Annotated in this window: 27 protein-coding genes; 8 read left to right on the forward strand and 19 right to left on the reverse strand. The window is 67.3% G+C overall.

Annotated elements, in window-relative coordinates:
* Window positions 1–7: 7 nt before the first annotated feature.
* The 6 genes from cpaB (at window position 8) to AC4D16_RS05590 (ending at window position 5,701) form a co-directional block, all read left to right on the forward strand.
* The gene (cpaB, locus tag AC4D16_RS05565) at window positions 8–772 is read left to right on the forward strand and encodes a Flp pilus assembly protein CpaB (RefSeq protein WP_490954244.1); all 765 of its coding nucleotides are present in this window, start codon (window positions 8–10) and stop codon (window positions 770–772) included.
* A complete protein-coding gene (locus AC4D16_RS05570) occupies window positions 769–1,965 on the forward strand; it encodes a CpaE/TadZ family protein (RefSeq protein ID WP_490954245.1) in 1,197 nt (398 codons plus the stop codon). Before cpaB ends, AC4D16_RS05570 begins: the two co-directional genes overlap by 4 nt.
* Complete coding sequence (locus AC4D16_RS05575) at window positions 1,962–3,398, forward strand: TadA family conjugal transfer-associated ATPase (protein WP_490954246.1); 1,437 nt, start codon at window positions 1,962–1,964, stop codon at window positions 3,396–3,398. Before AC4D16_RS05570 ends, AC4D16_RS05575 begins: the two co-directional genes overlap by 4 nt.
* Before the next feature lie 7 nt (window positions 3,399–3,405).
* Window positions 3,406–4,338, forward strand: coding sequence for a type II secretion system F family protein (locus tag AC4D16_RS05580; protein ID WP_490954247.1), 933 nt, complete (start codon window positions 3,406–3,408; stop codon window positions 4,336–4,338).
* Window positions 4,339–4,348: 10 nt separating this feature from the next.
* A complete protein-coding gene (locus AC4D16_RS05585) occupies window positions 4,349–5,230 on the forward strand; it encodes a type II secretion system F family protein (RefSeq protein ID WP_490954248.1) in 882 nt (293 codons plus the stop codon).
* A 111-nt stretch (window positions 5,231–5,341) separates the two neighbouring features.
* Window positions 5,342–5,701, forward strand: coding sequence for an Hpt domain-containing protein (locus tag AC4D16_RS05590; RefSeq protein WP_490954249.1), 360 nt, complete (start codon window positions 5,342–5,344; stop codon window positions 5,699–5,701).
* 37 nt (window positions 5,702–5,738) lie between these two features.
* On the opposite strand, the gene AC4D16_RS05595 is transcribed toward AC4D16_RS05590, so the two are convergent.
* The gene (locus AC4D16_RS05595) at window positions 5,739–6,554 is read right to left on the reverse strand and encodes a response regulator transcription factor (RefSeq protein WP_490954250.1); all 816 of its coding nucleotides are present in this window, start codon (window positions 6,552–6,554) and stop codon (window positions 5,739–5,741) included.
* 220 nt (window positions 6,555–6,774) lie between these two features.
* On the opposite strand from AC4D16_RS05595, the gene AC4D16_RS05600 reads away from it, so the two are divergent.
* Both AC4D16_RS05600 and AC4D16_RS05605 read left to right on the forward strand, forming a co-directional pair.
* Entirely contained in the window at window positions 6,775–8,436 is a 1,662-nt protein-coding gene (locus AC4D16_RS05600; RefSeq protein ID WP_490948375.1) for an ATP-binding protein, read from the forward strand.
* Entirely contained in the window at window positions 8,437–9,060 is a 624-nt protein-coding gene (locus tag AC4D16_RS05605) for a prepilin peptidase (RefSeq protein WP_490954251.1), read from the forward strand.
* On the opposite strand, the gene AC4D16_RS05610 is transcribed toward AC4D16_RS05605, so the two are convergent.
* The 18 genes from AC4D16_RS05610 to rplX form a co-directional block, all read right to left on the reverse strand.
* Window positions 9,057–10,013, reverse strand: coding sequence for a tRNA pseudouridine synthase A (locus AC4D16_RS05610; RefSeq protein ID WP_490954252.1), 957 nt, complete (start codon window positions 10,011–10,013; stop codon window positions 9,057–9,059). The two genes, AC4D16_RS05605 and AC4D16_RS05610, sit on opposite strands and share 4 nt — an antisense overlap.
* A 21-nt stretch (window positions 10,014–10,034) precedes the next feature.
* A complete protein-coding gene (gene rplQ, locus AC4D16_RS05615) occupies window positions 10,035–10,652 on the reverse strand; it encodes a 50S ribosomal protein L17 (protein WP_490954253.1) in 618 nt (205 codons plus the stop codon).
* Between the two features lie 58 nt (window positions 10,653–10,710).
* The gene (locus tag AC4D16_RS05620; RefSeq protein WP_490948367.1) at window positions 10,711–11,721 is read right to left on the reverse strand and encodes a DNA-directed RNA polymerase subunit alpha; all 1,011 of its coding nucleotides are present in this window, start codon (window positions 11,719–11,721) and stop codon (window positions 10,711–10,713) included.
* 148 nt (window positions 11,722–11,869) lie between these two features.
* The gene (gene rpsK / locus AC4D16_RS05625) at window positions 11,870–12,271 is read right to left on the reverse strand and encodes a 30S ribosomal protein S11 (protein WP_019481517.1); all 402 of its coding nucleotides are present in this window, start codon (window positions 12,269–12,271) and stop codon (window positions 11,870–11,872) included.
* Window positions 12,272–12,422: 151 nt separating this feature from the next.
* Window positions 12,423–12,800 carry a 30S ribosomal protein S13 gene (gene rpsM, locus AC4D16_RS05630; protein WP_104166355.1) on the reverse strand — a complete coding sequence of 126 codons (378 nt, stop codon included), beginning with the start codon at window positions 12,798–12,800 and terminating at the stop codon, window positions 12,423–12,425.
* A 161-nt stretch (window positions 12,801–12,961) separates the two neighbouring features.
* On the reverse strand, window positions 12,962–13,075 hold the full coding sequence (rpmJ, locus tag AC4D16_RS05635; RefSeq protein ID WP_043440658.1) for a 50S ribosomal protein L36: 114 nt from the start codon (window positions 13,073–13,075) through the stop codon (window positions 12,962–12,964).
* A 21-nt stretch (window positions 13,076–13,096) separates the two neighbouring features.
* Entirely contained in the window at window positions 13,097–13,318 is a 222-nt protein-coding gene (infA, locus tag AC4D16_RS05640; RefSeq protein ID WP_019481515.1) for a translation initiation factor IF-1, read from the reverse strand.
* A 174-nt stretch (window positions 13,319–13,492) separates the two neighbouring features.
* Window positions 13,493–14,320 carry a type I methionyl aminopeptidase gene (map, locus tag AC4D16_RS05645; RefSeq protein WP_490954254.1) on the reverse strand — a complete coding sequence of 276 codons (828 nt, stop codon included), beginning with the start codon at window positions 14,318–14,320 and terminating at the stop codon, window positions 13,493–13,495.
* A gap of 6 nt (window positions 14,321–14,326) precedes the next feature.
* On the reverse strand, window positions 14,327–14,899 hold the full coding sequence (locus AC4D16_RS05650; protein WP_490954255.1) for an adenylate kinase: 573 nt from the start codon (window positions 14,897–14,899) through the stop codon (window positions 14,327–14,329).
* Window positions 14,896–16,206 (reverse strand): preprotein translocase subunit SecY, encoded by a 1,311-nt coding sequence (gene secY / locus AC4D16_RS05655; RefSeq protein ID WP_490948363.1) that lies wholly within the window; start codon window positions 16,204–16,206, stop codon window positions 14,896–14,898. Before secY ends, AC4D16_RS05650 begins: the two co-directional genes overlap by 4 nt.
* Before the next feature lie 224 nt (window positions 16,207–16,430).
* Window positions 16,431–16,928, reverse strand: a complete 498-nt coding sequence (rplO, locus tag AC4D16_RS05660; protein WP_490948361.1) for a 50S ribosomal protein L15 — start codon at window positions 16,926–16,928, stop codon at window positions 16,431–16,433.
* Window positions 16,928–17,146 (reverse strand): 50S ribosomal protein L30, encoded by a 219-nt coding sequence (gene rpmD, locus AC4D16_RS05665; RefSeq protein ID WP_104050948.1) that lies wholly within the window; start codon window positions 17,144–17,146, stop codon window positions 16,928–16,930. The genes rplO and rpmD overlap by 1 nt, the downstream gene beginning before the upstream one ends.
* Window positions 17,146–17,868: a 30S ribosomal protein S5 gene (gene rpsE / locus AC4D16_RS05670; RefSeq protein ID WP_490948359.1), complete on the reverse strand. Its 723-nt coding sequence runs from the start codon at window positions 17,866–17,868 to the stop codon at window positions 17,146–17,148. The genes rpmD and rpsE overlap by 1 nt, the downstream gene beginning before the upstream one ends.
* Before the next feature lie 29 nt (window positions 17,869–17,897).
* Window positions 17,898–18,281: a 50S ribosomal protein L18 gene (gene rplR, locus AC4D16_RS05675; protein ID WP_490948357.1), complete on the reverse strand. Its 384-nt coding sequence runs from the start codon at window positions 18,279–18,281 to the stop codon at window positions 17,898–17,900.
* Window positions 18,282–18,283: 2 nt separating this feature from the next.
* Window positions 18,284–18,820 (reverse strand): 50S ribosomal protein L6, encoded by a 537-nt coding sequence (rplF, locus tag AC4D16_RS05680; protein WP_490948355.1) that lies wholly within the window; start codon window positions 18,818–18,820, stop codon window positions 18,284–18,286.
* Between the two features lie 18 nt (window positions 18,821–18,838).
* Window positions 18,839–19,237, reverse strand: a complete 399-nt coding sequence (rpsH, locus tag AC4D16_RS05685) for a 30S ribosomal protein S8 (RefSeq protein WP_043440638.1) — start codon at window positions 19,235–19,237, stop codon at window positions 18,839–18,841.
* Window positions 19,238–19,324: 87 nt separating this feature from the next.
* Window positions 19,325–19,900, reverse strand: a complete 576-nt coding sequence (gene rplE, locus AC4D16_RS05690) for a 50S ribosomal protein L5 (RefSeq protein WP_490948353.1) — start codon at window positions 19,898–19,900, stop codon at window positions 19,325–19,327.
* Entirely contained in the window at window positions 19,897–20,274 is a 378-nt protein-coding gene (rplX, locus tag AC4D16_RS05695; RefSeq protein ID WP_490948351.1) for a 50S ribosomal protein L24, read from the reverse strand. The genes rplE and rplX overlap by 4 nt, the downstream gene beginning before the upstream one ends.

Here is a 20,274-nt window from a genome sequence, read left to right on the forward strand (position 1 = left end):
AAGCATCATGAAGTCCCGTCTCCTCGCAGGCATCGCAGCCGCAGTGCTGGCACTCGTCGGAGCCCTCATGCTCTGGGGATACGCGCAGGGCGCCGAGGCCCGCGCCGTCCAGGGCCTCGACCCCGTGGACGTCCTCGTGGTGTCCCAACCGGTTCCGGCAGGAACACCTGTCGAGGAGCTGACGCCCTTCCTCTCCACGGAGTCGTTACCTGCCACCGCCGTCGGGCCCACCGCGCTGAAGGATCTGAACTCCTCGACCGGCACGGTGACCGCCGTCGCCCTCATGCCCGGCGAACAGCTCCTCACAGAGCGCCTCGTGGCCCCTGAAGACGTGGAGGTCGGCAGTGTTGCGGTTCCGGAGGGCCTCCAGGAGGTGTCCTTCACCATCGAGCCGGAACGCGCCGTGGGCGGCAAGGTGGCACCCGGCGACCTGGTGGGCGTCTTCATCCTCCTCGCGGGAGAAGGGGTGGAGGACACACCGGAGGTACCGACAACGCAACTGACGATTCAGAAGGTCCTCGTCACCTCCGTGCAGCGCGCACCGGTCGCGGCAGCAGCCGTGGACCCGGCGGCCACGCCGGAGGAGCAGGCGAAGGCGGAAGCCGAGGCCCTGCCGAGCGGCTCGCTCATGCTGACCGTCGCCGTGGATGCGGACCAGGCCACGCGCATCGTGCACGCGAACGAGAACGCCTCCCTCTGGCTCAGCAAGCAGACGGAGACGACCGTCGAGGGCGAGTCCCCGATCCTTCAGAACAAGGAGCTGTACCGATGAGCAGATTCGTCCTGATCACGCCGAGCTCCGAGTTCGAGCAGAAGCTGCTGCTGGCCGTGGCGGGAGGCCTCCGCGGCACGGTCACGAGCCTCCCGGCGAGCTTCCTCGCCGGGGAGTCGGACGCCGTCCTGGGTCAACTCGCGCACGAATCCCCGGAGGTGCTGGTCTTCGGCCCCGGTATCGCCATCGAGGACGCCCTCCGGCTGGCCCTGATCGTCGACGTGACGTTCCCCGAGATCAGCCTCGTGCTCGTTCACGACGACCACCCGGACGTCGTCCTGCAGGCCATGCGCGCCGGGGTGCGCGACATCCTCAGCCCCCTCGCCGACGTCGGGAGCATTCGCGCCCAGCTGGAACGCGCGTGCCAGGCGTTCGCGAGCCGGCAACGCGCCGAGCCGCGGCCGCCGCGGGAGCAGCAGCGCGGACTGGTGGTCGGCGTCTTCTCCCCCAAGGGTGGTGTCGGCAAGACGACGATCGCCACGAACCTCGCGGTGGGTCTCGGCCGGCTCGCACCCATGGGGGTCGTCGTGGTCGACCTCGACCTGCAGTTCGGTGACGTGGCCTCCGGGCTCTACCTCAAACCGGAGTACTCGGTGCTGGACGCCGTCTCCGGTGCCGCCACGCAGGACTCGATGGTGCTGAAGGCCTTCCTCACGCTGCACCCGTCCGGGATCTACGCCCTGTGCGGCCCCCGCAACCCGGCCGATGCCGACAGGATCACACCCGAGCAGATCTCCCGACTCGTGCAGCAACTCGCGCTCGAATTCCGCTACGTGGTCATCGACACCGGCCCCGGTCTGTCGGAGACGAGCCTCGCCGCACTGGAGCAGTGCTCCGACGCCGTGTGGGTCACGGGGATGGACGTGCCGAGCGTCCGCGGCCTGCGCAGCGGGCTCGACGTCCTCGCGCAGTTGAACCTCCTCCCGGACACACGGCACGTGGTCCTCAACTTCGCGGACACCAAGACGGGGCTGTCGGTCGAGGACATCGAGGCCACTCTGGGCACCCCCGTCGACGTCTCCATCCCACGCTCGCGCGCCATCCCGCTCGCCACCAACCGCGGCGTGCCGCTGCTGCAGGACAAGGTCCGCGACCCTGCGACGAAGAGCCTGCTGGAACTGGTGCAGCGCTTCGACGAGCAGTGGCGCGCCTCGTCGCAGCGCAAGGTGCACCGCCGGGTGGTGATCCGATGAAGCTGTCGGCGCGCATCCAGGCCGCAGGTCTCGCCCCCGCGCCCGTCACGGCGGAACCCGCCGCCGAGGCGCCGCAGGAGGAGCTTCGGCCGCCGGCACGCTCCCCCGCCGTGGCGCGTGAGGTGAAGGACAAGCCGGGATCGGCGAAGATCGACGTCTTCGCGGGCCTGAAGCAGCGCGCGGCGTCCGCCCTGTTCGAGCGCATGGGTGTCCGGGCGAGTGACACCTCCATCACGGAGGACGAGCTCAAGTCGATCGCCCGGGAGGAACTCAGCCAGATCATCGACGCCGAGCAGGTGCCGCTGACACCGGACGAACGCCGGCGACTGATCCAGGACGTCGCCGACGACGTCCTCGGGTTCGGCCCCCTCCAGCGGCTCCTCGACGACCCCTCGGTCACCGAGATCATGGTGAACCGGATGGACCAGATCTACGTGGAGCAGAAGGGCAAACTGACGCTCAGCGACTCCCGGTTCAGTTCCGAGCAGCACCTCCGGCGCGTCATCGAGCGGATCGTCTCGAAGGTCGGCCGGCGGATCGACGAGTCCTCGCCGTTCGTCGACGCCCGGCTCGAGGACGGCTCCCGCGTGAACGCCGTCATCCCTCCCCTGGCCGTCAACGGCTCCTCCCTGACCATCCGCAAGTTCAGCAAGGTTCCCCTGACGGTCCAGAACCTCATCGACTTCGGGACGCTCACTCCCGAGATGGCCGAGCTGCTCGAGGCGTGCGTGAAGGCGAAGCTGAACATCATCGTCTCCGGCGGCACAGGCACCGGGAAGACGACGCTCCTCAACGTGCTGTCCTCCTTCCTGCCCGAGGACGACCGCATCGTGACCATCGAGGACGCCGTCGAGCTGCAGATCCAGCAGCAGCACGTGGTGCGTCTCGAGAGCCGGCCGCCCAACACCGAGGGCAAGGGCGCCGTGACCATCCGCGACCTCGTCAGGAACTCCCTCCGGATGCGCCCCGACAGGATCGTGATCGGGGAGGTCCGCGGCGGGGAGTCGCTCGACATGCTGCAGGCCATGAACACGGGCCATGACGGCTCCCTCTCGACGGTGCACTCCAACTCACCGCGCGACGCCGTGGCCCGGCTCGAGACGCTCGTCCTGATGGCGGGCATGGATCTCCCACTCCGCGCCATCCGCGAACAGCTGGCCTCCGCGGTGCACCTGGTGGTGCAGATCTCACGCCTTCGCGACGGCAGCCGGCGCATCACGCACGTGACGGAGGTGCAGGGGATGGAGGGCGACGTCGTCACGTTGCAGGACGCCTTCGTCTTCGACTACTCAGCAGGCGTCGACAACAAGGGCAGGTTCCTCGGGAAGCCGGTCCCCACGGGCATCCGTCCCCGCTTCATGGAGCGCTTCGAGGACATGGGCATCACCGTCTCCCCCGCCGTCTTCGGCGCCGCACCCGTGCGCGGGCGGTGACCGGGTGATGCTCCAGTTCGTCCTGGGTGTGGCGCTCGTCCTCGGGGCGATCGGAGCGACGGCGATCGCCCTGGCACCGCGCCAGTCGCCGGTGCCCCTCGATCGGCGCAGGCCGCCGCTCGGCACCCCGGATTCGCAGCTGACGCGCTTCGCCGGCGCCATCGGTCGCGCGATGGATGCGTACCTCACACGCCATCCGATGCGCTTCCTGGCGCAGAACGTGCTCGAGATGGCGGGCATTAGGGTGAGTCAGGCCGAGGTGTACCTGCTGATCGTGCTCGGCGGCATCACAGGACTGCTCCTCGGATGGTTTCTGGTCGCACCCGTCGTCGGGGTGCTCCTGCTTCTCGCGTCACCCGCCATCGCTCACGCCGTCGTGTCCTTCCTCACCGGACGCCGTCGTCGGCGCTTCGACGGGCAACTGGGTGACACGCTCCAGCTGCTGACCGGCGGGTTGCGCGCCGGACACAGCATCCTCCGCGCCATCGACGCCGCCGCCACGGAGGCGGACAGCCCCACGTCCGAGGAGATGCGCCGGATCGTCGCGGAGACGAGTCTCGGGAAGGACCTCCTCGCCTCGCTCATGGACACCTCGCAGCGCATGCAGAACGAGGACTTCGCCTGGATCGCCCAGGCCATCCAGATCAACCGCGAGGTCGGCGGTGACCTCGCGGACGTCCTCGACCAGGTGGGCAACACCATCCGCGAACGCACGGAGATCAAGGGGCACATCCGCGCACTCGCGGCGGAGGGCAAGTTCTCCGCCTACATTCTCGGGGCCCTGCCCTTCGGCATCGCCGTCATGCTCACCGTGGTCAGCCCCGGGTACATCGACCCCCTCTTCACGAAACCCCTGGGGTGGGTGATGCTCGGAGGCGCCGCCGTGATGATGACGATCGGCGGGCTCTGGCTCCGCAAGATCATCGATCTGAAGTTCTGAGGAGGGCGCCGTGGATCCGCTGCTACTCACCTCGCTCCTGCTGACGTCCGCTCCCGTCGCGTACTTCACGTGGTCGCTCATGACCTCCGACACGACGCTCCGGCGTGCCATCCGACGGAACCTCGCGCAGGGAGCCAGAGCCTCGACGGCGGGTTCCGAGAGGCCCAACCGACTGCTCGCCCTAGGCCGCCGCGTCACTCCCGCTTCCTACATCACGAAGCTCGACCGTCTGCTGTCACTCGCAGGGCGGCCCGCGTCGATGCCTCTGGCGAAGGTCCTGACCGCCAAGCCACTGCTCGGTCTGGCAGGTGCGCTCGCGGGATTGCTGCTCCTGCAGGGAAACTCGAGCAAGACGTTCGTTCTCCTCGCTCTGTTCGTCACGGTGCTCGGGTACATGGTGCCGGACCTGCTCCTCTACAGCAGGGGCCAGGAACGCCAGAAGGCCATGGCCCTCGAGCTCGCGAACACCCTGGACCAGATGCTCATCTCCGTGGAAGCCGGCCTCGGCTTCGAGAGTGCCATGCAGCGGGCCGGTGAGACCGGCAAGGGGCCGCTGGCGGAGGAACTGGTGCGGACCCTCCAGGACATGCAGGTGGGGCGGAGTCGACGGGAGGCGTACCTCGCGATGGCGGACCGCAGCTCCATCCCGGAGCTTCGAAGCTTCGTGAAGGCCATCGTGCAGGCGGACGCCTACGGGATCGCACTGTCAGGCGTGCTGCGTACGCAGGCGAAGGTCATGAGGGTCAAGCGCAGGCAGCGCGCGGAGGAGAAGGCCATGAAACTTCCGGTCGCAGTCCTGTTCCCGCTGCTGCTCTTCATCTTCCCCGTGCTGTTCATCGTCATTCTCGGCCCGGCAGCACTGAACGTGATGGACACGTTCGCAGGCGGATGAGCACGTCAGGAAGAGGACAGTCAGTCATGTCACAACACGCACCCAGCACCTGCGACGCTCTCCCCGGCTCACCACCAGCCGATCACCAGAACCTCACCGTAGGCTGAGGCGATGCTCCAGGACACCTTGCCGCTCGTCGACCTCGCCACCCTCGCCCACCTCGAGAAGCAGCTCAACGACCCCCGCCCTGCCCGAGCCTTCGCACGCGACTACATCACGGCCTTCCAGGACCGCTACCTCCGGCTCACCCACGCCGTGGGGAACCGCGATCTGGAGGCCGCCCTCGAGGCCTCCCTGAGCCTGCGCAATTCATCCCGCATGGTGGGCGCCGAACGCCTGTCCGCGATGACCGCCGGCTTCGAGTCCGCCATCGTGTCCGCCGACCTCGAATCCGCCCGCCGTGCGCTCCTCGACATCGAGCGCTGTGGCCTCGACACCATCGGCGAGCTGGAGTCGCGCTACCTCGCCTGACCCGGGTCGGTCACCGGGGTGTAGGCCCTGACAGGCGTCAGGGCGCGGCGGACGGCCGCAGCGGCGTCAGGCGGTATCCGACGCCCCGCACGGTCTGCAGCCAGCGCGGGTTCTTCGGATCCTCGTCGAGCTTGCGGCGCAGGTTCCCGACGTGCACCTCGATGGCACGCTCGTCGGAATCGCTGATGTAGGTGTTCTCGCCGTAGTAGTCCCCCCGAACCACGCGTACGAGGTCCGCCTTCGTGCGGACCGCGCCGTTGCTCTTGAGCATCTCCTTCAGCAGGTCGAATTCGCTGCGGGTCAGGGGGAGGTCGCGCCCGTCCACCATCACGGTGCGCGCCGCGGCATTGAGGACGAGTCCGTTGTGCTCGATCGCCGGGGCGACGGGCGCGCTCGCGGCCTGGGCCGGTGCGGTGGCTGCCGCAGCGGGGACGACGGCCGCGGGCGCCGCGGGCGATGCGGCCCCGACCGGCTCGGGGACGGCCCGCGGTCTACGCAGCATCGCGGAAATGCGGGCACGCAGTTCGCGCGGCCGGAAGGGTTTGGTGAGGTAGTCGTCGGCACCTGATTGCAGCGCAGTGAGAGTGTCCAGTTCGTCGCCGCGAGACGTCAGCATCACCACGTAGCAGTTACTGAAGGCCCGCACCCTGCGCAGCACCTCGTACCCGTCGATGTCCGGCAGCCCGACGTCGATGGTCACCACCGTCGCATCGTTGGCGCGGATGAGTTCCACCCCCGACTTGCCGTCCGGCGCCACGTGCACCTCGAATCCCGATTGCCGCAGCACGGCCGCCACGAGGTTCCGCACGTCCGAATCGTCCTCGATGACGACCGCCACTCCTGGATCGCTCATTCCCCATGCACCCCGTTCCCTTGTGTGCCGGCATGCTCTTTCGCCGTCATAATTCCCATTGTGCCCATACTTCCGCAGGAACCAGCGCCGTTTCGGGCGCTGAACCGGACCTTCACGCCATAATGGGGTCAGTACGTAGGTCTCAGCGTCGGGAAGTATCGAATGCAGCTTGTCATCGTGTGCTGGGTAGTGCATGCCTAGGGGGGCTCGGACGCTCTGGATGCGCTCCGCGGTAGCGCGTGCAACCCTGGACCGATCCGTGGTGCTCTGCCAGCTTCCCCTGGCGCTCATCGTGGTCGTCCTCGGGGTCACCTCCCCCGTCCTCCGGCCCGGCCTCCTGACGAACAGGACGTTCGAGCTCGGCCTGTCCATCGTCCTCGTGCTGCTGGCACTCAGCGTGATCGTCCCCTGGCGGGAGCTACCACGGGGTCTGCTCCTGATCGTGCCCGTCCTCGACTTCCCCGCCATCGCCATGGTCCGCGCGGGCGCCATGGAGACGCAGCCTGCGCTCGGCGTCCTCGTCATCTTCCCCGTGCTCTGGCTCATGCGGTCCTCTCTGCACGCAGGTGTCGCGCTGTCGATCACGGCGCTCGGATCCCTGCTCGTCACCCTGTGGCCACTGCTGGGGCAACTCGGGTCGACGTCGCTCCAGACGTTCGTCGGTCAGCTGCTGCTTCCTGTCGTCATGCTCTGCATCGGCGGTGCGGTGCGCATGATGAACCTCACCGCCCAGGCGCGGGAGCGCGAACTCGAGCGGAAGGATCGCGAACTCCATGGGCTCCTCCAGTCGGCGATCGACCGTGAGCGGCTGCTGACGGCGATCCTGAACACGGTCGACGTCGGCCTCACGGCTGCCGACGCCAGCGGCGAGATCACCCTGACCAATCGCCAGCAGGAGCTGTTCAACCGGCTGGCCACGAGACACGACGGCGACGGCGAACGCGAGCTGGTCTTCGGCGCCGACAGGGTGACGCCGCTGCCCGCGGACAGGAGGCCGGTGTACCGCGCCCTCACGGGCGAGATCTTCGCGGACCAACTCATCTGGGTGGGTGAGGGCGACGCCCAGCGCGGCCTGTCCACCGCCGCGCGTCCGATCACCGATGCCGACGGCACGATCACCGGCGCCCTCATCGCCTGCAGCGACGTCACGGAACTGGTCGACGCCGTCAGCGCGAAGGACGCCTTCATCTCGAACATCTCCCACGAGTTCCACGCGCCGCTCACCTCCGTTCTCGGGTACCTGGAACTCGTGCTCGAGGACGAGCATCCCCTCCCGCCGCACCTGCACGGGTACGTCGACGTCGCCGGGCGGAACGCGGAGCGGGTGCTGCACCTCGTCGCCGATCTGCTGTCCACGGCGGGTGACCGCGTCCGCGTGCACCCGCGACCGGTCGATCTCGCGGCGCTGATCGAGATGAGCATCCGGTCCAACCGCCTGCGGGCCCAGGACAACCGGGTGAAGCTCCGCTCCACGGTCGAGGATCCCCTCTGGACCCTGCTGGACCCCCTGAGGATCTCGCAGGTCCTGGACAACCTGCTCTCCAACGCCATCAAGTACTCGCCCGGTGGCGGGATCGTGACCATCACGGCCGAGGAGACCGACTCCACGATCGACCTCCACGTCGAGGACAAGGGGATGGGCATGACCGAGCAGGAGGCGCAGCAGGTCTTCTCGCGGTTCTACCGCACTCCTGCGGCGCGCAGCGCGGACATCGCGGGAGCGGGGCTCGGGCTCGCCATCACCAAATCCATCGTGGAGAGCCACGGCGGGCACATCGCCTGTTCGAGCGTCCCCGGCAAGGGCACGCGATTCACCGTGACCCTCCCGGTCAACGGCGAAGTGAGCCGTGTGGCCCACGATTCCTTCGAGGAATCCGTCTAGGTGCTGCCGGTCATCGTCGCCGCGGTGGTCGCGGCCGTTCTCGGCTTCCTGCTGTTCGGCCTCGCCGGCAGGGACGAGCGGACGGTCCTGCCGGTGGCCTGGCGAGTGCCTGTCACCCTCGTGTCCGGTCTGCTGGCGGGCGCTGGAGCGGCTGCGACCGACCTTCTCGCGGACGTGCCGCTGGTCGTGGCCCTCGCAGCATTCGGCACCCTGCTCTCCGCGATCGACGCGCGGTCCAAGCTCCTGCCGAACGCCGTGCTGGTGCGGTTCCTGGCACTGACAGTCACGCTCCTCCTGGTCGGCGCGGCGGTCACGGGTCAGTGGGTCGGCCTCGCCGGCGCTGCGGCGGGAGCCGGAGCCCTCTTCGCCGTGTACCTCCTGCTCGCGCTGATCTCGCCCGCGGGCATGGGCATGGGTGACGTGAAGCTCGCCGCGGTCCTCGGACTGTACGGCGGCTGGGCAGGGGCCGCCGCCTGGATGGGCACGCTGCTGGGCGGTTTCCTCCTCGGCGGCCTCGCGGGCGTCGCGGTCCTCGTGTTCCGTCGGGGATCGCGCGGCTCCACGTTCCCGTTCGGTCCCGGCATGCTGGTCGCAGCGTTCGCGAGCTTCGTCCTGCTCGGCTAGTCGCTCGCAGGCCGAGGCCCGTCGAGGTGTGCGGCGGTGCGCCGGGCCCGGGTGAGCCCTGCCCGCGCCGCCACGCCGTCGTCGTCCGGGTAGGCGATCTCCTCGAGCACCAGCGGGTGCGGTGCGGCGAGGATCGAGCGCGCGTCCTTGACGCGCGCGGCGAGCCTCTCCCCCAGCCATGCCGGAGGCATCTCGCCCTCACCGACACGCAGGGTGGAGCCGATCAGCGCCCGAACCATGTTGTGGCAGAACGCGTCGGCCTGGATCGTCGCGGTGATCACCCCGTCGTCGCCGCGCCGGAACGCGTAGCCCTGCAGTTCACGGATGGTCGTGGCGCCCTCACGCGGCTTGCAGAAGGCCGCGAAGTCCTGCATCCCGACGAGATGCGCCGCGCCCTCGTTCAGCAGAGCGACGTCGAGCGCGGCCGGATGCCACAGCGTCACATGGCGCCGCAACGGGTCCTGGCCCGTCACGGCATCCGCGATCGCGTAGCTGTAGCGGCGCCACAGCGCCGAGAACCGGGCGTCGAACCCCGGCGGCGCGAGTGCGGCGGCGCGGACGACGACGGCGGGCACGGAGTTCCGCACCGAGCGGCCCCTGCCCGTGATGCCGTCGGTCAGCTCCCGGTTGATGGTCCCCGTGAGACGCCGGAGGAAGGCGATCTCCGGGCCCACGTCACGCCCGCGCGCCATGCCCTGCCACTCGAGGGGCGTCAGATCGGCGTGGGCCACCTGGCCCCGTGCGTGCACCCCGGCGTCGGTGCGGCCGCCCACCGTGAGCCGGACCGGCCGCTGGAGGAGGGTGCCCAGGGCATTCTCGAGCACCCCCTGCACGGAGGGCAGGCCCGGCTGCAGCGCCCACCCGGAGAACGGCGAACCGTCGTAGGCGATGTCGAGCCGGACACGCAGAAGCCCGCCGTCCCTTGCGGGAACGGCGGGCTCAGGCGTGTTCATACGGTGTGAGGTGGCGAGAAGCTACTTCTTCTCGTCCTCGACCGTGCCTTCGACGACGACGACCTCGTCAGCGGCACCGGACTCGCCATCGATGGTGGTGTCCTCGGCGGACACCTCCTCCGTGGGCTCGACGGTGGTGGCATCCGTGGCGTCCGACACGGCGTCGACCGAGTCGGCGGATTCGGTGGACTCCGGAGCCTCGACGGGCGCTGCAGCAGGCACGGCGGCGGGGGTCGACGCGGCACGCTCGGCCTCGGCCACGACGGACTGCTTCGCGGACATGGGCTCCAGCACCAGCTCGATGACGGCCATGGGGGCGTTGTCGCCCTTGCGGTTACCGATCTTCGTGATGCGCGTGTAGCCACCCTCGCGGTTGGCGACGGCAGGAGCGATGTCCGTGAACAGCTCGTGGACGATGCTCTTGCTGCTGATGACACCGAGAACACGACGACGCGACGCGAGGTCGCCCTTTTTCGCGAACGTGATGAGACGCTCCGCGTAGGGGCGCAGGCGCTTGGCCTTCGTCACGGTCGTGGTGATGCGCTTGTGCTCGAACAGTGAGGCGGCCAGGTTGGCGAGCATCAGGCGCTCGTGCGCCGGACCGCCTCCGAGGCGTGGGCCCTTGGTGGGTGTGGGCATGATTGATTCTCCTCAGTGGGTGCCCGTCCCGCTTCCCAGCGGGCGGACGGATGGTGTTTTAGAGCTCTTCGTCGCCGTAGCCGGCGTCGTCGTCCTCGATGGCGGCTGCACGTGCGGCGAGGTCGAAGCCCGGAGGGGAATCCTTCAGGGACAGACCGAGCTCCACGAGCTTCGCCTTGACCTCGTCGATGGACTTCGCACCGAAGTTGCGGATGTCCATGAGATCGGCTTCGGAGCGTGCCACGAGTTCACCCACGGAGTGGATGCCCTCGCGCTTGAGGCAGTTGTACGAGCGGACCGTCAGTTCGAGGTCCTCGATCGGCAGCGCCATGTCGGCGGCGAGCGCGGCATCCGTCGGCGACGGGCCGATCTCGATGCCCTCGGCCGCCGTGTTCAGCTCGCGGGCGAGACCGAACAGTTCCACGAGCGTGGTGCCGGCGGAGGCGACGGCGTCGCGGGGAAGGATCGCGTCCTTCGTCTCGACGTCGACGATCAGCTTGTCGAAGTCGGTGCGCTGCTCCACACGGGTCGCCTCCACGCGGAAGGTGACCTTCAGGACGGGCGAGTAGATGGAGTCGACCGGGATACGGCCGATCTCCGAGTCGCCGGACTTGTTCTGCGATGCGGACACGTACCCGCGGCCACGCTCGATGGTCAGCTCGAGCTCGAACTTGCCCTTCGAGTTGAGGGTCGCGATGTGCAGGTCCGGGTTGTGGAACTCGACACCGGCGGGCGGCGCGATGTCCGCAGCGGTGACGACGCCGGGACCCTGCTTGCGCAGGTAGGCGACCACGGGCTCGTCGTGCTCCGAGGAGACGGCGAGGTTCTTGATGTTGAGGATGATCTCGGTGACGTCCTCCTTCACCCCGGGAACGGTGGTGAATTCGTGCAGCACGCCGTCGATGCGGATGCTGGTCACTGCGGCACCGGGGATGGAGGACAGCAGGGTGCGGCGGAGCGAGTTGCCGAGGGTGTAGCCGAAACCGGGCTCCAGGGGCTCGATGATGAACCGCGAGCGGTTGTCGGCGACTACTTCTTCAGTCAGGGTGGGGCGCTGTGCAATGAGCACGTACATTTCCTTTCAGGGAGCATCCGCTATATGACGCTTCCACATGGGTGGGACTGCTGGTCGGCCTGCTCGAAACTGCTGAACGGCACCGAACCGCCCTGCCTGAACGGATGTTCCTGCAGGGCGGCACGGTGACCGGGAGAGCTGACTAGACCCGGCGACGCTTCGGCGGGCGGCAGCCGTTGTGGGCGCTCGGAGTGACGTCCTGGATGGACCCGACCTCGAGGCCGGTCGCCTGCAGCGAGCGGATCGCCGTCTCGCGGCCCGAACCGGGGCCCTTCACGAAGACGTCGACCTTCTTCACGCCGTGCTCCTGTGCGCGCTTCGCAGCGGCCTCGGCGGCCATCTGCGCCGCGAACGGAGTCGACTTGCGCGAGCCCTTGAAGCCGACCTCGCCGGCCGAGGCCCACGAGATGACTGCACCGCTCGGGTCCGTGATGGAGACGATGGTGTTGTTGAAGGTGCTCTTGATGTGCGCCTGACCGAGCGCGATGTTCTTCTTGTCCTTGCGACGCGGCTTGCGCACCGCTCCACGAGTCTTGGGGGGCATTACTTCTCCTACGAAGGTATTGGGTAAAGCAGTGATCGGCTGATCGGACGTTTTCCGGTGATTTGGACCATCACCGAGCGGATGGGCCCCTGGTGGCGGGGTTCCCTGGCCGGGCGAGCGCTAGCGAGCCCGGTTAGGGGGCCATCAGGGATTAGCGTCCGACCTTCTTCTTGCCTGCGACCGTACGCTTCGGGCCCTTGCGGGTACGTGCGTTCGTCTTCGTGCGCTGTCCGCGCACAGGAAGGCCGCGGCGGTGCCGAATGCCTTCGTAGCTGCCGATCTCCACCTTGCGGCGGATGTCGGCGGCAACTTCGCGTCGGAGGTCACCCTCGACCTTGAAGTTACCCTCGATGTAATCGCGGAGCTGGACCAGCTCGATGTCCGAGAGATCCTTGACGCGCGTGTTCGGGGAGATCCCCGTGTCGACGATCGTCTTCTCCGCGCGGGTCTTGCCCACGCCGTAGATGTAGGTGAGCGCGATGACAACCCGCTTTTCGCGGGGAATGTCTACGCCTGCGAGACGTGCCATGGTGGCGGTGCTCCTTCAGTGGTGCCGGAGGTGTGGAGCAGAACGATCCCGGACGGTTCGTCCGGTCCCCGGCCTCCGAGCCGGGGGTGTACGCGCCGCGTGGCGCGCCGTTCTGCCGTTGATGTACTTCTACGCGTGGGTTTCGACCTCGGAGGAGGTCGTCAGCCCTGGCGCTGCTTGTGGCGCGGGTTCTCGCAGATGACCAGCACGTTGCCCTTACGGCGAACCACCTGGCACTTCTCGCAGATCCGCTTCACGCTCGGATTGACCTTCATGGCGTTCCTTCGAGTCGGTTCTTATTTGTAGCGGTAGACGATACGGCCCCGGGTGAGGTCGTACGGGCTGAGTTCCACGACAACCCGATCCTCGGGGAGGATCCGGATGTAGTGCTGGCGCATCTTTCCCGAGATGTGGGCGAGAACAATGTGACCGTTGGCGAGCTCAACGCGGAACATCGCGTTGGGCAGCGCCTCGTTCACAGTGCCTTCAATCTCAATGACACCGTCTTTCTTGGCCATATCCTCCGCTAACGTCGATTCCCGCTCATGTGAATGGCGGGTGGTGTGGGGTTTCGGTTGCCGGACCGCGCGAAGCCGGAGCTCGAACACGGAAGGTTCTCGGGGCCCTCGAGGGCACGAAAAGCAGAGACAACCAACAGACAACAGTACGCTACGTGCGCCGTGATCGTTAAATCAGTTCCCCAGCGGCGCGGGCGTCACTCCGAGGGGCTCCAGACGGGACGCTCCCCCGTCAGAAGCCGAGAGCACCCAGATGCCGTCCTCGTGCACGGCCACACTGTGCTCCCACTGGGAGGCGCGGGCGCCGTCGGTGGTGACGACGGTCCAGTCGTCGTCCACCACACGGGTCTCGAGACCACCCTGGACGAGCATCGGCTCGATCGCGAGGCAGAGACCGGGCCTCACCTTCGGGCCCCGGTTCGAACTCCGGAAGTTGAGGACGTCGGGCGCCTGGTGCATGGCGGTCCCGATGCCGTGACCCACGTAGTCCTCGAGGATCCCGAGCGGCGGGCCGGGTCGGGAGGACACGAAGTCGTCGATGGCCGCGCCGACGTCCCCGACGAAACGAGCCGAGGCGAGAGCAGCGATACCGTGCCAAAGGGCGTCCTCGGTCACCTCCGACAGGCGGACGTCCTCAGGTCGTGGTGTTCCCACGATGACGGTGCGTGCCGAGTCGGAGTGCCAACCGCGCACCACGGCGCCGCCGTCGATCGAGATGATGTCGCCGTCCTGCAGCACGTATCCGCCGGGGATCCCGTGCACCACCTCGTCATTGACGGATGTGCAGATGCTGGCCGGGAAGCCGTGGTATCCGAGGAAGTTCGACGTCGCACCGGCCTCCCGCAGGACACCCTCGAACACCTCGTTCAGGTGTTCGGTCGTGACGCCGACGGCCGCAGCGGCGACCGCTCGGTCCAGAGCGTCGGAGAGCACAAGACCTGCCTCGCGCATGACGCGCATCTGGGCGGTCGACTTGTACTCGACCTTCGGCTGGCGGAACACGGTGCGCTAGCTCGCCACCTTCAGGGCCGTCATGACCCGCTCGGTGACCTCGTCGATGCTGCCGATGCCGTCCACCTTCGTGACGATCCCGCGCTCGTCGTATCGCGAGACGACCGCCTCGGTCTGGTCGTGGTAGAGGCCCAGGCGATGCCTGATCACGGACTCCTGGTCGTCGGACCGCCCGTCGAGAGCGGCGCGGCCGAGCAGGCGCTTGACGAGTTCCTCGTCGTCGGCCGTCAGCTGCAGGACGACGTCGAGGGCCAGCTCGTTGGACTCGAGAATGTCATCCAGTTCCACCACCTGCGACGCCGTGCGAGGGTAGCCGTCGAGGAGGAAGCCCTCCTGCACGTCGTCCGCCGCGAGCCGGTCACGCACCATGCTGTTGGTGACGCTGTCCGGCACGAAGTCGCCGGCGTCCATGAACTTCTTGGCCTCCACACCGAGCGACGTCTCGCGCCGCACGTTGTCCCGGAAGATGTCGCCGGTCGAAATCGCCACGACACCGAGGCGCTCGGAGATCCGTGCGGCCTGGGTGCCCTTGCCGGAACCGGGCGGACCGATGATGAGCATCCTCGTCATCGCAGCAACCCTTCGTAGTGACGCTGCTGGAGCTGAGCGTCGATCTGCTTCACCGTCTCCAGTCCCACGCCGACCATGATGAGGATCGAGGTGCCTCCGAACGGGAAGTTCTGGTTGGCACCGATGGCCACGAGGGCGATCAGCGGGATCAGTGCCACGAGACCGAGGTAGATGGCGCCGGGGAGGGTGATCCGTGAGAGCACGTACTGCAGGTACTCCGCCGTGGGACGCCCTGCGCGGATGCCGGGGATGAAGCCGCCGTACTTCTTCATGTTCTCCGACACCTCGTCCGGGTTGAACGTGATGGCGACGTAGAAGTAGGTGAAGAACACGATCAGCAGGAAGTACATCGCCATGTAGAGCGGGTGATCACCGGTGGTGAGGTACGTGGTGATCCAGTTGACCCAGGCGGGGGGCGCGGAGCCGTCCTGCGGCGTGTTGAACTGCGAGATGAGGCTCGGCAGGTAGAGCATCGACGACGCGAAGATCACGGGGATGACGCCGGCCATGTTGACCTTGATCGGGATGTAGGTGCTGCTGCCCCCGAGGGTGCGGCGGCCGACCATACGCTTCGCGTACTGCACGGGGATACGGCGCTGCGACTGCTCCACGAAGATGACGAGGGCGACGACGACGACACCCATCGCGATCACGAAGGCGAAGACGGTGCCGCCCTGGGTGCGGAGGATCTCGCCGAGCGAGGTGGGGAAGCCGGCGGCGATGGCCGTGAAGATGAGCAGCGACATGCCGTTGCCCACGCCCTTCTCGGTGATGAGCTCGCCCATCCACATGATCAGGCCGGTACCCGCGGTGAGAGTGATGATGAGCAGGATGATCGTGATCAGCGAATCGTCCGGGATGATCGGCACCGGGCAGTCGCCCAGGAGCGCGCCCGAGCGGGCGAGGGACACCAGGGTGGTGGCGTTCAGCAGGCCGAGGGCGATCGTCAGGTAGCGCGTGTACTGGGTGAGCTTGGACTGACCCTGCGCGCCTTCCTGGTGCAGCTCCTGGAAGCGGGGGATGACCACCCGGAGGAGCTGCGTGATGATGCTCGCGGTGATGTAGGGCATGATGCCCAGCGCGAAGATGGAGACCTGGAGGAGGGCCCCGCCGCTGAAGAGGTTGACGAACTGGTACAGACCGCCCTCGGTGTTACCGAGCGCGAGGCATGACTGCACGTTGCTGTAGTCGACCCCCGGGGCGGGGATGAAGGCACCCAGACGGAAGATGGTGATGATTCCCAGCGTGAACAACAGCTTGCGCCGCAAGTCTGGCGTCCGGAATGCCCGGCCAATAGCGCTAAGCAAGCGTCCTCCTGAAGGTCTGGTGGTCCTGACGCGGACCGTGCACGACAACCGAGTCTAGCGGTTGGTCACCAGCGCGAGAGACCGCGCCGGTGGGAAGTGGCCGGAGCCGAAAAAAGACTCCTGGTGGGCTGGTCCAGCCCTGCCCACCAGAAGTCTAGTTCCTGAGTGCCGCGTATCACAGCCGGCCCTCCCCCGGCTCGCCGGGGAAGGGCCGCGATGATCGGCTACAGCTCGGTGACGGTCCCGCCGGCTGCGGCGATCTTCTCCGCAGCGGATGCGGAGAAGGCGTCGGCCGAGACGTTCACGGCCACCGTGATCTCGCCGGTCCCCAGCACCTTGACGGGCTGGTTCTTGCGGACGGCACCATTGGCCACCAGGCTCTCGACGGTGACGTCGCCGCCGGCCGGGTAGAGCTCGGACAGCTTGTCCAGGTTCACGACCTGGAACTCGACGCGGAACGGGTTCTTGAACCCGCGCAGCTTCGGAAGGCGCATGTGCAGTGGCAGCTGGCCACCGGCAAATCCGGCCTTCACCTGGTAGCGGGCTGCGGTTCCCTTGGTACCACGGCCTGCTGTCTTACCCTTCGAACCCTCACCACGGCCGACACGGGTCTTCGCCGTCTTGGCACCCGGTGCGGGGCGGAGGTGGTGGACCTTGAGCGTGTGAACGCGTTCGGCCTTCGCCTCGGTCGCGGCCGGAGCCGCGCTGTTGTTCTCTGCCATTAGTTGGCCTCCTCAACCTTCAAGAGGTGCGGAACCGTGTTGATCATGCCGACGGTGACGGCATCCGCTTCACGGACCACGGTGTGGCCGATCCGCTTCAGACCGAGCGACCGCAGCGTGTCACGCTGGTTCTGCTTGCCGCCGATGGCGGACTTGATCTGGGTGATCTCCAGCTTCGCTGTGCTGACACGCACGCGCTTCGGGGTAATCGCGGTCATCACGCACCTGCCTTCTGAGCTGCGATCGCGCGCAGCATCTGGTGGGATGCGACCTCGTCCAGCGGCAGGCCACGGCGAGCCGCGACTGCCTGCGGCTCCTCGAGGCGCTTGAGCGCATCGACGGTCGCGTGAACGATGTTGATGGCGTTCGAGGACCCGAGGGACTTCGAGAGGACGTCGTGGATGCCGACGCACTCGAGGACCGCACGCACCGGACCGCCGGCGATCACGCCGGTACCCGGGGACGCGGGACGCAGGAGGACGACGCCGGCTGCTGCCTCGCCCTGCACCAGGTGCGGGACGGTGCCACCGATCCGCGGAACGCGGAACATCGTCTTCTTGGCTTCCTCGACGGCCTTCTGGATGGCGGAGGGAACTTCCTTTGCCTTCCCGTAGCCGACGCCGACCATACCGTTGCCGTCACCGACGACGACGAGGGCGGTGAAGCTGAAGCGACGACCACCCTTCACCACCTTGGCGACACGGTTGATGTTGACCACGCGCTCGATGAACTTGTCCTTGTCATCGTTGCGTCCGCCGTCGCGGCCGCCGCGTCCTCCACGCTCGCCACCGCGGGCGTTGCCGCCACGCTGGTCGCCGCCGCGCTGGTCGCCGCCACGGGAGGTGCCGCGCGCGTTGCCGCGGTTGGCGTCAGTCGACGCGGTCTCCGTTGCGCCCGTCGCCGGAGCTTCGGCCGCGGGCTGCTCTGTAGCCGTATTCACTGTGGCTTCCTTTGCCTTGATTTCCTCGGTCACAGTGCCAGCCCACCCGTCCGTGCGCCGTCTGCGATTGCTGCAACGCGACCGTGGTACTTGTTGCCGCCGCGATCGAACACGACCGCCTCGACACCCACGGCCTTCGCACGCTCGGCGACGAGCTCGCCGACGCGCTTGGCCTTGGCGGTCTTGTCACCGTCGAAGGTGCGGAGGTCGGCTTCGAGCGTGGACGCCGATGCGACGGTCACACCCTTGGTGTCGTCGACGACCTGCACGAAGACGTGGCGGGCCGACCGGTTGACGACCAGGCGAGGCCGGACCGCGGTACCCGATACGCGCTTGCGGACGCGGAGGTGGCGGCGACTGCGCGAGGCGGACTTGCTCTTCGAGCTGCGCTTCTTGTTGATGCTCAGACCCATGATTACTTACCAGCCTTTCCGACCTTGCGGCGGATGATCTCGCCTGCGTAGCGGATGCCCTTGCCCTTGTACGGGTCTGGCTTGCGCAGCTTGCGGATGGTTGCAGCGACCTCGCCGACCTGCTGCTTGTTGATGCCGGCCACCGAGAGCTTCGTGGGGCTGTCGACCGTCAGCGTGATGCCCTCGGGCGCCTTGACGGCGACCGGGTGGCTGTAGCCCAGAGCGAACTCGAGGTCACTTCCCTTGGCCTGGACACGGTAACCCGTGCCCACGATCTCGAGGTTCTTCTTGTAGCCCTCGGTCACTCCGACGATCATGTTGGAGATCAGCGTCCGGGTGAGGCCGTGGAGCGAACGCGACTCGCGCTCGTCGTTCGGCCGGCTGACGGTGAGAGTGCCGCCGTCGAGGGAGACCTCGATGGGGCTGGGAACCGTGTGGTTCAGCTCGCCCTTCGAACCCTTGACGAAGACCTGGTTGCCGTTCACCGTGATGTCGACACCCGCGGGGACGGTGATGGGGAGACGTCCAATACGTGACATGGTGTGGTCCCTTTCCCGTTACCAGACGTAGGCGAGGACTTCCCCACCTACGCCCTTCTTGGATGCCTGGCGGTCGGTGAGCAGACCGGAGGACGTGGACAGGATGGCGATGCCGAGTCCGCCGAGCACGTGGGGCAGGTTGGTGGACTTTGCGTACACCCGGAGCCCCGGCTTGGAGATACGGCGGATGCCGGCGATGGAGCGCTGGCGGTCCGGGCCGAACTTGAGGTCGATGGTCAGCTTCTTGCCGACCTCCGCTTCCTCTTCCTTCCAGCCGGCGATGTAGCCCTCGGCCTTCAGGATGTCCGCGACGCGGGCCTTCAGCTTGCTGTACGGCATGGACACGGAATCGTGGTAAGCCGAGTTTGCGTTGCGCAGACGCGTGAGCATGTCTGCGACAGGATCTGTCATTGTCATGTGGGCTCTTGCCCTTCCTCGAAACGGTTTCCGTCATCCTGCTGCCACGCGTGGTGGTGGCCGGAGCGGACCTGCGACGTAGTTAGATTAATCTTCGGATTTGAAGGGGAAGCCGAGTGCCTTGAGGAGCGCGCGGCCCTCGGCGTCGGTCTTGGCGGTGGTGACGACGGTGATGTCCATGCCACGCACGCGGTCGATACGGTCCTGGTCGATCTCGTGGAACATGGACTGCTCCGTGAGGCCGAAGGTGTAGTTGCCGTTGCCGTCGAACTGCTTGCCGTTGAGTCCGCGGAAATCGCGGATACGGGGCAGGGCGAGCGAGACCAGACGGTCCGTGAACTCCCACATGCGGTCACCACGGAGGGTGACGTGGGCGCCGATGGGCATGCCCTCGCGGAGCTTGAACTGCGCGATGGACTTGCGGGCCTTCGTCACCTGGGGCTTCTGGCCCGTGATGGCGGTGAGGTCCTTGACGGCTCCGTCGATCAGCTTGGAGTCCTTCGCGGCGTCACCGACACCCATGTTGACGACGACCTTGACCAGGCGGGGAACCTGGTTGACGTTCGCGTAGGCGAACTGCTCCTGCAGGGTGGACTTGATCTCGGACGCGTAGCGCGCCTTGAGACGGGGAAGAACCTTGGTCTCCGTGGTTTCGACAGTCATGACAGATCCTTCCCTGATGACTTGGCCACGCGGATCCGGACCACGCGCTCGCGGCCGTCACGCTCGACGGTCTCGGTGCGGTACCCGACGCGGGTCGGCTTCTTGGTCTCGGGGTCGACGACGGCCACGTTGCTGATGTGCACGGGCGCCTCGATGACCTCGATGCCACCGGTCGTGGTGCCGCGCTGCGACTGCCCGACCTTGGTGTGCTTGGTGATCCGGTTGATGCCTTCCACGAGGACGCGGTTGGTCTCGGGGAACACCTTGAGGACCTTGCCCTGCTTGCCGCGGTCTCCGCCGCGCTCCTGCTTGGCTCCGGTGATGACCTGCACGAGGTCACCCTTCTTGATCTTGAGCTTCGTGTTCTGTGCCAT

The sequence above is a fragment of the Arthrobacter sp. TJ-236 genome (assembly GCF_058269235.1).

What these genes read in the sequence shown, in the direction of transcription:
- cpaB (WP_490954244.1), top strand. Translation starts at nt 8, where the DNA reads ATGAAGTCCCGTCTCCTCGCAGGCATCGCAGCCGCAGTGCTGGCACTC.
- AC4D16_RS05570 (WP_490954245.1), top strand. Translation starts at nt 769, where the DNA reads ATGAGCAGATTCGTCCTGATCACGCCGAGCTCCGAGTTCGAGCAGAAG.
- AC4D16_RS05575 (WP_490954246.1), top strand. Translation starts at nt 1,962, where the DNA reads ATGAAGCTGTCGGCGCGCATCCAGGCCGCAGGTCTCGCCCCCGCGCCC.
- AC4D16_RS05580 (WP_490954247.1), top strand. Translation starts at nt 3,406, where the DNA reads ATGCTCCAGTTCGTCCTGGGTGTGGCGCTCGTCCTCGGGGCGATCGGA.
- AC4D16_RS05590 (WP_490954249.1), top strand. Translation starts at nt 5,342, where the DNA reads ATGCTCCAGGACACCTTGCCGCTCGTCGACCTCGCCACCCTCGCCCAC.
- AC4D16_RS05595 (WP_490954250.1), bottom strand. Translation starts at nt 6,554, where the DNA reads ATGAGCGATCCAGGAGTGGCGGTCGTCATCGAGGACGATTCGGACGTG.
- AC4D16_RS05600 (WP_490948375.1), top strand. Translation starts at nt 6,775, where the DNA reads ATGCGCTCCGCGGTAGCGCGTGCAACCCTGGACCGATCCGTGGTGCTC.
- AC4D16_RS05610 (WP_490954252.1), bottom strand. Translation starts at nt 10,013, where the DNA reads ATGAACACGCCTGAGCCCGCCGTTCCCGCAAGGGACGGCGGGCTTCTG.
- rplQ (WP_490954253.1), bottom strand. Translation starts at nt 10,652, where the DNA reads ATGCCCACACCCACCAAGGGCCCACGCCTCGGAGGCGGTCCGGCGCAC.
- rpsK (WP_019481517.1), bottom strand. Translation starts at nt 12,271, where the DNA reads ATGCCCCCCAAGACTCGTGGAGCGGTGCGCAAGCCGCGTCGCAAGGAC.
- rpsM (WP_104166355.1), bottom strand. Translation starts at nt 12,800, where the DNA reads ATGGCACGTCTCGCAGGCGTAGACATTCCCCGCGAAAAGCGGGTTGTC.
- rpmJ (WP_043440658.1), bottom strand. Translation starts at nt 13,075, where the DNA reads ATGAAGGTCAATCCGAGCGTGAAGCGGATCTGCGAGAAGTGCCAGGTG.
- infA (WP_019481515.1), bottom strand. Translation starts at nt 13,318, where the DNA reads ATGGCCAAGAAAGACGGTGTCATTGAGATTGAAGGCACTGTGAACGAG.
- AC4D16_RS05650 (WP_490954255.1), bottom strand. Translation starts at nt 14,899, where the DNA reads ATGACGAGGATGCTCATCATCGGTCCGCCCGGTTCCGGCAAGGGCACC.
- rplO (WP_490948361.1), bottom strand. Translation starts at nt 16,928, where the DNA reads ATGGCAGAGAACAACAGCGCGGCTCCGGCCGCGACCGAGGCGAAGGCC.
- rpmD (WP_104050948.1), bottom strand. Translation starts at nt 17,146, where the DNA reads ATGACCGCGATTACCCCGAAGCGCGTGCGTGTCAGCACAGCGAAGCTG.
- rplR (WP_490948357.1), bottom strand. Translation starts at nt 18,281, where the DNA reads ATGGGTCTGAGCATCAACAAGAAGCGCAGCTCGAAGAGCAAGTCCGCC.
- rplF (WP_490948355.1), bottom strand. Translation starts at nt 18,820, where the DNA reads ATGTCACGTATTGGACGTCTCCCCATCACCGTCCCCGCGGGTGTCGAC.
- rpsH (WP_043440638.1), bottom strand. Translation starts at nt 19,237, where the DNA reads ATGACAATGACAGATCCTGTCGCAGACATGCTCACGCGTCTGCGCAAC.
- rplE (WP_490948353.1), bottom strand. Translation starts at nt 19,900, where the DNA reads ATGACTGTCGAAACCACGGAGACCAAGGTTCTTCCCCGTCTCAAGGCG.
- rplX (WP_490948351.1), bottom strand. Translation starts at nt 20,274, where the DNA reads ATGGCACAGAACACGAAGCTCAAGATCAAGAAGGGTGACCTCGTGCAG.